The 6,104-nt window shown below is 59.4% G+C and carries 5 protein-coding genes; 3 read left to right on the forward strand and 2 right to left on the reverse strand.

Annotated elements, in window-relative coordinates; all coding sequences use genetic code 11:
* From AC2FID_RS21685 to AC2FID_RS21695, 3 genes are read left to right on the forward strand one after another with little or no spacing between them, the layout of a single operon-like run.
* Positions 1 to 1,512, forward strand: coding sequence for a tripartite tricarboxylate transporter permease (locus AC2FID_RS21685; RefSeq protein ID WP_058275183.1), 1,512 nt, complete (start codon positions 1 to 3; stop codon positions 1,510 to 1,512).
* The gene (locus tag AC2FID_RS21690) at positions 1,502 to 2,689 is read left to right on the forward strand and encodes a CaiB/BaiF CoA transferase family protein (protein WP_496838664.1); all 1,188 of its coding nucleotides are present in this window, start codon (positions 1,502 to 1,504) and stop codon (positions 2,687 to 2,689) included. Before AC2FID_RS21685 ends, AC2FID_RS21690 begins: the two co-directional genes overlap by 11 nt.
* Positions 2,686 to 3,465 (forward strand): citryl-CoA lyase, encoded by a 780-nt coding sequence (locus tag AC2FID_RS21695; protein ID WP_496838665.1) that lies wholly within the window; start codon positions 2,686 to 2,688, stop codon positions 3,463 to 3,465. The genes AC2FID_RS21690 and AC2FID_RS21695 overlap by 4 nt, the downstream gene beginning before the upstream one ends.
* Before the next feature lie 4 nt (positions 3,466 to 3,469).
* Here the strand turns inward: AC2FID_RS21695 and AC2FID_RS21700 are convergent, their stop codons facing one another.
* Together AC2FID_RS21700 and AC2FID_RS21705 are read right to left on the reverse strand one after the other, a co-directional pair.
* On the reverse strand, positions 3,470 to 4,984 hold the full coding sequence (locus tag AC2FID_RS21700; RefSeq protein ID WP_496838666.1) for a heme biosynthesis protein HemY: 1,515 nt from the start codon (positions 4,982 to 4,984) through the stop codon (positions 3,470 to 3,472).
* A 10-nt stretch (positions 4,985 to 4,994) separates the two neighbouring features.
* On the reverse strand, positions 4,995 to 6,104 hold a 1,110-nt coding region (locus AC2FID_RS21705; RefSeq protein ID WP_496838668.1), incomplete at its 5' end, for a COG4223 family protein.

Consider the following 6,104-nt stretch of genomic DNA (forward strand, 5'->3'; position numbering starts at 1 on the left):
ATGCTTGAAGGACTTCTGATCGGCCTGCAAACGGCATTCTCAATTCAAAACCTGCTGATGGTTGTCGCGGGCTGTCTGATCGGCACGTTTATCGGCATGCTTCCGGGTCTGGGCCCAATGTCGATCATCGCAATCATGATCCCGGTTGCTATTTCGATGGGCGATCCATCCGCCGCACTGATCCTGTTGGCAGGCGTTTACTATGGCGCGATCTTCGGCGGCTCGACGTCGTCCATTCTGCTGAATGCGCCGGGGGTCGCGGGCACCGTGGCCTCAAGCTTTGACGGTTACCCAATGGCCCGGCAGGGCAAGGCGGGCAAGGCCCTGACCATCGCAGCAATCGCCAGTTTCGCAGGCGGCACGATCGGTGCCATTTTGCTGATGGTCTTTGCTCCGGCACTGTCTTCGGTCGCTCTGCTGTTCCATTCAGCCGAATACTTCGCGCTGATGGTGGTAGGTCTTTCGGCCATCGCAGCCTTTGCCGGTTCGGGGCAAGTGGCAAAGGCCATCATCATGACGACCATGGGATTGATCATGGCCACCGTCGGAGAGGGGGCGCTGTTCAATCTTCCGCGTTTCACAATGGGCATCATGGACCTGCAATCCGGGTTTGGCTTCATCACTCTGGCCATGGCAATGTTCGCCTTGCCCGAGGCGTTGTTCCTGGTGCTTAAACCCAAGGACCTGAAAGGGGATGACGGCAAGATCAAGGATCTGCGCATTACCAAGGCCGAGGCAAAGGCCATCACCCCGGTCATCGGCCGTCAATCGGTGCAGGGCTTCTTTATTGGCGTCCTGCCCGGCGCGGGCGCGACAATTGCCAGTTTCCTCGGCTATGCGGTGGAACGGAACATTGCCCCCAAGGATGAGCAGGAGGAATTCGGCAAAGGCTCGATCAAAGGCCTGGCCGCGCCTGAATCGGCGAATAATGCGGCTTGCACCGGATCTTTCGTGCCGCTGCTGACACTGGGCATTCCCGGTTCCGGAACGACCGCGATCCTGCTGGGTGCCTTGATTGCCCTGAACGTCACCCCGGGTCCGCGTTTGATGCTGGATGAGCCTCAGATCTTCTGGGCGGTGATCATGTCGATGTTCATTGGCAACCTCGTCCTGCTGATCCTGAACCTGCCGCTGATCCCCTACATCGCCAAAGTGCTGGCCGTTCCGCGCAACTATTTGATCCCGTTCATTTTGTTCTTCACACTGATGGGGGCCTATATCGGGCAGAACAATGCCACCGAATTGCTGATCCTGGTGGGTTTCGGCGTATGCGCAACGGCCTTGAAGTTCGCTGACTATCCGCTGGCACCCCTGCTGATCGGGTTCATCCTTGGCGGCATGATGGAGGATAACTTTTCGCGCTCGATGCAGCTGTATGATGGCATCGCGTTTATCTGGGAACGTCCGATGACCTTGGGACTGCTTGCCATTGCCGTCCTGCTGGTTCTGCTACCCAGCTACCGCGCACGTCGTGCACGGGCACGGGCCGCTGGTGTGGCTGATGGGGACTGAACCGCTCAGGGGTGTTCGGGTTCTTGATCTGACAAACGTGCTGGCCGGCCCGTATTGTTGTTACCAACTGGCCTTGATGGGGGCCGAGGTGATCAAGGTCGAACGCCCCAATAGCGGTGATCTGGCGCGTGTGCTTGGGGCTGATCCTGACCGGAACAACGCCGGTATGGGGGTCAGTTTTCTGGCGCAGAACGCGCAGAAGAAATCGGTCACGCTGGATATGAAATCCAGTCGGGGCAAGGCTCTGCTAAAGCAGCTTGTTAAAACGGCGGATGTTCTGGTTGAAAACTTCCGGCCCGGCGTGATGGATCGGTTGGGTCTGGGGTATGACGTTCTGCGTACCGAAAACCCTGCCTTAATCTATTGCGCAATAAGCGGGTTCGGGCAGGACGGTCCGCGCCGCGACGACCCGGCCTATGACCAGATCGTTCAGGGCATCAGCGGGGTCATGTCGATCACCGGCGCGGCGGACACGGCACCCTACCGCGTTGGCTATCCGCTGGCTGATACGGTCGGGGGGCTGACGGCCGCCTTTGCGGTGAGTGCCGCATTGAACGCAAAACCCCGTGGCGCGTTTCTGGATATTGCCATGTCCGAGGCCGTGATCTCGACCATGGGATGGGTTGTGTCCAACTACCTTGTCGGCGGTGTGATGCCCGGCGCGCATGGCAATGAGAACACAACCTCGGCACCGTCCGGTACCTTCGCCACATCCGACAGCCCAATCAACATCGCCGCCAATCGCGATGAACAATGGCAAGCCCTCGCCCGGCATCTTGGCCGCGAGGACCTGTTGGATGACCCCGACTATGCAACACGCGAAGATCGCAAACGAAACCGCCACGCTTTACGGGACGAGTTGGAGAGATCCCTAAAATTGCGTCCCGCGAGCGAGTGGGTCAGCGAATTGAATGGCTTGGGCGTACCCACCGGGCAGGTTTTGACGGTGCCTGAGGCTTTGGCCGATGAGCAGTTGGCCAGCCGGGGACTGATCGGTACGCTACCGGTGCACAGTGAGGACATGCAACTGGCAGGCAGCCCGGTGGTGATGGACGGGCAGCGAAGTATGCCGAAAGTCTCACCGCCGGAATTGGGCGTGGATAACGATTCAATCTGGTCCGAACTTGGCTTGTCAGCGGATGAGATCAAGGAACTGGCCAAGGATGGTGTGATATGAGCGATGTTTCCGACTGGTGGAACACATCCATCATTGACATGGAACCCGGACGCATCGCCCTGCGCGGTGAACCCATCGAGGACCTGATCGGCAACCTCAGTTTCGCTGAAATGATCTGGTTTCTGGTTCGCGGCAACCGCCCGTTACCCGCACAGGCAGATCTGTTCGAAGCGGCGCTGGTCGCCGCCGTGGATCATGGGCCGCAGGCACCTTCTATTGCGACGGCCCGGATGGCTGTGACCTGCGGTTTGCCTTTAAACAACGCAATGGCCAGTGCGGTGAACATGCTGGGCGACATCCACGGCGGGGCCGGTGAGCAGGCGGTTGAGCTGTTTCACTTTGTCGGGTCGCATTCGGGCCGGATCGGTGCAGCGATTGACGACTGGATCGACGACCACGGAAAGATACTGCCGGGTTTCGGCCACCGGTTTCACACACCGACCGATCCACGCGCACCGCGGTTGATGGCCCTGGTCTCTGAGGCAGTAGAACGCGGCGCCTGTGACGGACGTATCCGGAAAATCGCGTTGGATATCGAGGCAGAGCTTGCACGCCGCAAAGGCAAACCCGTCCCGATGAATATCGACGGGGCCACGGCTGTCATCTACGCAGAGCTTGGGTTCGAACCTCCGCTTGCGCGTGGTTTGTTTTGCCTCTCCCGGTCAGTCGGCATACTGGCACATGCGTGGGAGCAAATGCAGCAAGGTGGCCGCAACAAGGGCCCCACACCACCGACGTACCGTTGGACTTATGTCACGAACGCGCCTGAGGAATAGCGCATCAGGCCTGTTTCTCGACCACGGGCTCGACGTCAGGGCGGACCGGTTCCACATCCAATTCGATGATCTCGGGATCAACCGGTTCCTCGACGTCCTCCACTTCGACCTCGACCTCAGCTTCCGGCTCACTGCTGTCTTCCAACGCACCAACGATCAGAGGCAGCATATGGACACCCGTCGCGCTTGTGATTTCCGGCGTTTGCGGTGTTTGCCAGCTGAGCGTGTCAAAGCTGCTGCAGTTCTGACAGACCGGAGCCCACTCGGGCTGGATGTCATGACAATTGTCGCAGACCCATTGTGGCCCGCGCGGTGCTGTCAGCGCCTTGGCCAGCCAACCCTGTACCACCGCGTCCGTGGACCCCTCGCCCCGTTCAATAGCGGCCATCAACGTGTAACCGCGCGCATCCGCCTGCTTTTCGACCACATCGCCCAGTGCGCGACGCGCCTCGGGGAAGTCTTCGGCCACGATGTTCAGCTCCGCCAAAATCAGACGGGTTTCCATATTCTCAGGGTGAATGCGGGTCAGCGCAGTAAAGCGTTTGATCCGTTCATGTGGCGTTTCATCCGGCGCAATCTCTGCAAAGACATGGGCGAGGTCGGGGTGCGGCTGCACCTCCCACGCTTTTTTCAGGATCTTGGTCGCATTGCGCGGTTTGCCTTTTTCGATATAGGCGCGCGCTGCCATTGCAGCGGCCGGCACCAGATCAGGAGACAGGCGGTTCGCCTCAATCGCGCGCTCTTGCTGTTCGACCGTGGCGTTCTCGTCCAGTATCCCTTTGGCCTCGGATAGGGCCAGCACAGCATCACGTCGCTTGAACACGTCACGCGGCAGGTGACCGGATTTCAACTTGGCAGTCAATGTCGACCGCGCGCCTGCCCAATCTTGCGCCTTGGTCTGAAGACCTAACAAAATGTCCTGTGTTTCCAGATGGCGCGGCTTCATGGCCAACGCTTTTTCGGCCAGTTTGCGGGCGGTTTCGTCATCCCCTTCGGCCAGTTTCTGTTTCATGATACCGCGCACACCGACAAAGCGGGTTGCATTGTCCGTCACCAGCTTTTTGTAGGTGTCAGCCGCCTTTTGGGTGTCACCGTTCATCTCGGCAGCCTGAGCCACCAGCAGGTTGGTCAGCTCGGGTTTGTTCAAAAGCCGCTCTGCCTTGGTGGCCTTGTTCAAAGCCACGCGCCCTTCGCCCGATGCCAGCGCCATCAGACCATCGGACAACGCTTGATACCCACGCTGCTCGCGACTGCGATCGAAATAGCGCGAGAGTGCGGTTTCGTCTCCGTTGAGGAACTTCAGCGTGGCGATCAACAGGGTCAGCAGCTTGAACAAAAGCCAAACTGCAAAAACCAGAACGCCCAGTGCGATGACCGATTGCAACGGCCCCAAAGTGTACTCCGTCCCGCCGGCTGTGATCTGTATACCACCGCTGGTTTCCATGAGGGAACCCGCACCCACGGCCAGAAGACCGATAATCGCAACAAAAACTAGAATCTTAAACAGTGACCACAGCATGGCAGGTCCTTCAGTTCGAGTTCACGCTAGGCTGAAGCGCATTGGCGGCATCCACCGCGGAAACCCGCGCCTGGGCTGCCTGCTCCCAATCAGCCATAGCTGCCTGCGCCGCTTCGGGCAGGGATTTAAGTTCGGTCAGGGCCGTTGAGACGTCGCCACTGGACAGAGCCGACTCGGCACGAGACAGGATCGCATCCGGACCATCGCCATCTTGTGGGGTGACCGAACGCGCCCCGGTCTGTCGCTGCAGGAACGCCACCAGACCAGTGGCTTTGTCCGCATCCCGTGCTTCCGCCAACGCGGTTCGCGCAGCGGGTGAGAACGATGCCCGCAAGGTCGACACGCTTGCAACACCCTTATCGGCGGGGCCGGATAGCGCCTCAGGCACATCAACGCCGCCTACCTTCAGTTCGGCTACAAGGTCTGCGTAAGGCTGACCAGCATCCAGTTGACCATGCAGGCGCGACAGGATCGCCGCGTTGGTCGCTGCCAGAGCCTCTGCCGAGGCTTTCGCCTCAAGCGTTTGTGCGTCCGACACCATTTTTTCTACTTCGGCCCGCTGCGCCGCCAGTGAGTCCTGTAATTTTTTCAGTTCGGCCTCAAAGGCTGCCGACGCTTCGGGGGACGCGCCTTGAGTCAGCGCGTCGCTTTCAATTTTACTTAGGCGACTGGCCAAAGGATCAATCTTGCCCGCCAGTTCATCGACACTGGATTTGAGCGTATCCAGATCGGTTGTGATCGGTGTCACCTGATCGGTCAGCGCTGCAATCTTGCTGTCGACGCCAGATGTGTCGGACAGGGATTTTGTCAGTGCCTCGATCTGAGTGGACTGATCGTTGAGCTTCGCCTCAAGCGTCGTAAGCGCATCTGTATCGCCAGATCCGAACAAGCCCGCGCTGCCCGCTGCAAACCCGATTCCCGCAGCGATCACACCGCCGAGCAAAGCGGGGACGAATCCACTGCGTTTTTCTTCCTGCTGCGACTCTTCACGATGCGATTTTTCCGGCGACGCGGAGTTCTCTTCCTGAGTCAGTTCCACAGCCGCTTCGGCTTCGGCTTCGGCTTCGGCTTCGGCTTCGGCTTCGGCTTCGGCTTCGGCTTCGGCTTCGGCTTCGGCTTC

This window comes from Ruegeria sp. CDSC068 (assembly GCF_059610545.1).

What these genes read in the sequence shown, in the direction of transcription:
- AC2FID_RS21685 (WP_058275183.1), top strand. Translation starts at nt 1, where the DNA reads ATGCTTGAAGGACTTCTGATCGGCCTGCAAACGGCATTCTCAATTCAA.
- AC2FID_RS21690 (WP_496838664.1), top strand. Translation starts at nt 1,502, where the DNA reads ATGGGGACTGAACCGCTCAGGGGTGTTCGGGTTCTTGATCTGACAAAC.
- AC2FID_RS21695 (WP_496838665.1), top strand. Translation starts at nt 2,686, where the DNA reads ATGAGCGATGTTTCCGACTGGTGGAACACATCCATCATTGACATGGAA.
- AC2FID_RS21700 (WP_496838666.1), bottom strand. Translation starts at nt 4,984, where the DNA reads ATGCTGTGGTCACTGTTTAAGATTCTAGTTTTTGTTGCGATTATCGGT.